A 3324-nucleotide genomic window follows, 5' to 3' on the forward strand; every position below is an offset into this window, starting at 1 on the left:
CCTGGCGTCCGGGGCCCTCGCGCGTCTGCGACACTGGAACAACCATGCCTAAGCCCGGAGAACTCACCTTTGTCGCGCCGCGTGGCGCCAAGCCCCCGCGACACCTCGCCGACCTGAGCCCCGCCGAGCGCAAGGAGGCCGTCGCCGAGCTGGGCGAGCAGCCGTTCCGCGCCAAGCAGCTCTCCAACCACTACTTCGGCCGGATGTCGAACGACCCGGCGAGCTGGACGGACATCCCCGCCGCCAGCCGGGAGAAGCTCACCGGGAGCCTGCTGCCCGAGCTGATGTCGGTGGTCCGGCACGTCTCCTGCGACGACGACGCCACCCGCAAGACGCTCTGGAAGCTGTTCGACGGCACGCTCGTGGAGTCCGTGCTGATGCGCTACCCGGACCGGGTCACCATGTGCATCAGCTCGCAGGCCGGCTGCGGCATGAACTGCCCGTTCTGCGCCACCGGCCAGGCCGGTCTGACCCGCAACCTGTCCACCGGCGAGATCGTCGAGCAGATCGCCTCCGGGATGCGCGCGCTCAAGGCGGGGGAGATCCCCGGCGGCGAGGCGCGGCTGTCCAACGTGGTCTTCATGGGCATGGGCGAGCCGCTGGCCAACTACAACCGGGTGCTGGCCGCGATCCGCCGGCTGACCGACCCGGCCCCGGACGGCTTCGGCCTGTCCCAGCGCGGCATCACGGTCTCCACCGTCGGCCTCGTCCCGGCGATGAACCGGTTCGCCGACGAGGGCCTCAGCTGCCGTCTGGCGCTGTCGCTGCACGCCCCGGACGACGAGCTGCGCGACGAGCTGGTCCCGGTGAACACCCGGTGGAAGGTCGCCGAGGTGCTGGACGCGGCCTGGAACTACGCGGAGAAGTCCGGCCGCCGGATCTCCATCGAGTACGCGCTGATCAAGGACATCAACGACCAGGCCTGGCGGGCCGACCTGCTCGGCCGGCTGATCAAGAACCACCGGGTGCACGTCAACCTGATCCCGCTGAACCCGACCCCGGGTTCCAAGTGGACGGCCTCCCGGCCCGAGGACGAGCGCGAGTTCGTCCGCCGCCTCCAGTCGCACGGCGTGCCGACGACCGTCCGCGACACCCGCGGCCAGGAGATCGACGGCGCCTGCGGCCAGCTCGCCGCGGCGGGCTAGGACGGGCGCCAGGCGCGTGGCGCGGGTCAGCGCAGGCCGGCGGCCGCCAGTGCGGCGGTCGCCCCGCCGGTCAGCAGCAGCGTGCTGCCCACCGCGAGGGTGCGCAGCGCGACCGCGCCGAACAGCAGCCGGGGCGAGGTGCCGAGGCGCAGCAGCGCGTCGGTGACCTCCCGGCGGTCGGTGCGGACCTCGGCGAGCCGGGTGACCACCGCGGCGGCCGCGCAGCCGAGCACCAGGCAGGCCTCGACCGCGGGCAGCGCGTCGGCGCTGTCGGGCGTGCCGATCCAGTAGCGGACGGTGGTGAGCACCAGCGCGACGGCGAGGGTGAGCACGGCCAGCGGTGCGCCGAGCCGCCGGGCCTGGGCGGTGAGCCCGCGCCCGGCCAGCAGCCGCAGCGGGGTGGGCCGTCCGACGGCGAGCAGCCGCCCGGCCCAGCCCAGCAGCGGGCCGGTGAGCAGGGCGAGGCCGAGCGCGCTGGCGGCCCAGCCGCCGAGGGCGGCGGTGCTGGTGCTGCCGAGCCCGGCGGGCAGGTGGATCGGGCGGCCGTCGGCGGCGGCGCCGGGGCGCAGGGCGATGAGTTCGAGCGCGGCGCCGATGACGCCCAGTCCGGTCGCCAGGGCGATCCGCCAGACGCCGAAGCCGGTCGGGGCCTGGGTGCGGCCGCCGGGCAGGGTCTCGGTGACGGGCACCGCGCAGGCGGCGGCGGTGCCGGCGGTGAGCGGGACCAGGGCGAGCAGGGCGACCGGTGCGGCGGCCGGCAGCGGCACGCCCATGCCGAGGTCGGGGGCGAGCCCGGGCCCGGCGACGTCGTTGCGCAGCACCAGGAAGGCCAGCAGGGTCAGCACGCTGCCGAGGGTGGAGGCGAGCGCGACCTCGCCGGCGATCAGCGTCCGGATCCGGTGGGAGCCGGCCCCGGCGGCGGTGAGGCCGGCGATCCGCTCGGGCCGCCGGGCGGGCACCGCGCGGGCGGCGACGGCCGCGAACCAGGCGACGGCGGCGAGCGGGGGCAGGCACCAGAGCAGCCGGGCCAGCGGGCCGGCGCCGCCGGCCGGGTCGCTCATCGCCCGGCCGAGGGAGCGCAGCAGGAAGGCGGCGACCACGGCGGCGGCCAGCGCGGTGAGCAGCCAGCGGCCGAGGTCGGGCACCCGGTAGCCCCGGGCCAGACGGAGATAGAACACGTCGACTCTTTCAGCGGCTCGGCGGCGTTCGGTGGCTCGGCGTTCGGCGGCCCGGCGCCGTCAGCGGCGGGTGGCCGTGACGGCGGGCGCCCCGTTGGCCCCGGGGGCGGTGGTGCCGCGGGGGACGGGGGCGACGGGGGCGGTGAGCCGTCCGTCGACGAGGGCGACGGCGCGGTCCGCGAACCGGACGAGTTCGGCGTCGTGGGTGGCCAGGACGAGGGTGAGCTGGTGGGACCGGGCCGCGCTGGTCAGTATCCGCATGACCTGGTCGGCGGCCTCGCGGTGCAGCGGGGCGGTGGGGTCGTCGGCGAAGACCACGGGCGGCAGCGGGGCCAGGGCGCGGGCGACGGCGACCCGCTGGCGCCGGCTCTGGACGAGCCGCTCGGGGCGCAGCCGGGCGCAGTCGCCGACGTCGAGGCGTTCCAGCCACTCGTCGGCGGCGGTGTAGGCGGCCTTGTTGCCGGCCCCGGCGAGCAGCAGCGGCAGGGCGACGTTCTCCCGGGCGGTCAGTTCGGGCACCAGGTGGGGCTCCGAGCCGACGAAGCCGAAGCGGTCGCGGCGCAGCCGTTCGCGGCCGGCCCGGGCGAGGGTGTGCACGGGGGCGCTGTTGAACCAGACCTCGCCCTCGTCGACCGGGAGCTGCGCGGAGAGGCAGCCGAGCAGGGTGCTCTTGCCGGAGCCGCGCGGGCCGGTGACGGCGAGCACCTCGCCCTCGCGGACGCCGATCGAGATGCCGCGCAGGGCGGGGGTGCCGTCATGGGACTTGACGATCCCTCGGGCCCACAGCACGTCGTTGTCAGGCGGTGCCGCTGACATGAGGATCCATCCTGGGTGGCCGCAGGGATATGACAGTCGTCAGATTAGAACGAGGGGGCCGGGTCGCGGTTGCGGCGCACTGGTCCATCACGGGCAAATCACCCGCATTCAGGCATGTTTGGTCGTACGACTGTGATGTTGAGCGGACCGGGGACGCCGAAGGGCGGCCCCGCGGGGAGCGGGGC

The 3324-nt window shown here is 75.6% G+C and carries 3 protein-coding genes; 1 reads left to right on the plus strand and 2 read right to left on the minus strand.

Annotation, left to right across the window (positions count from 1 at the left end; genetic code table 11):
* The first annotated feature begins 44 nt into the window (after positions 1-44).
* Positions 45-1145, plus strand: coding sequence for a 23S rRNA (adenine(2503)-C(2))-methyltransferase RlmN (gene rlmN / locus ACFU7Z_RS37905; protein WP_074001525.1), 1101 nt, complete (start codon positions 45-47; stop codon positions 1143-1145).
* 26 nt (positions 1146-1171) lie between these two features.
* Here the strand turns inward: rlmN and ACFU7Z_RS37910 are convergent, their stop codons facing one another.
* Positions 1172-2323 carry a hypothetical protein gene (locus tag ACFU7Z_RS37910; protein WP_074001526.1) on the minus strand — a complete coding sequence of 384 codons (1152 nt, stop codon included), beginning with the start codon at positions 2321-2323 and terminating at the stop codon, positions 1172-1174.
* 60 nt (positions 2324-2383) lie between these two features.
* Complete coding sequence (locus ACFU7Z_RS37915) at positions 2384-3139, minus strand: ABC transporter ATP-binding protein (protein WP_049651896.1); 756 nt, start codon at positions 3137-3139, stop codon at positions 2384-2386.
* Positions 3140-3324 lie beyond the last annotated feature (185 nt).

Source organism: Kitasatospora sp. NPDC057518 (genome assembly GCF_042802075.1).
Taxonomy (GTDB): domain Bacteria; phylum Actinomycetota; class Actinomycetes; order Streptomycetales; family Streptomycetaceae; genus Kitasatospora.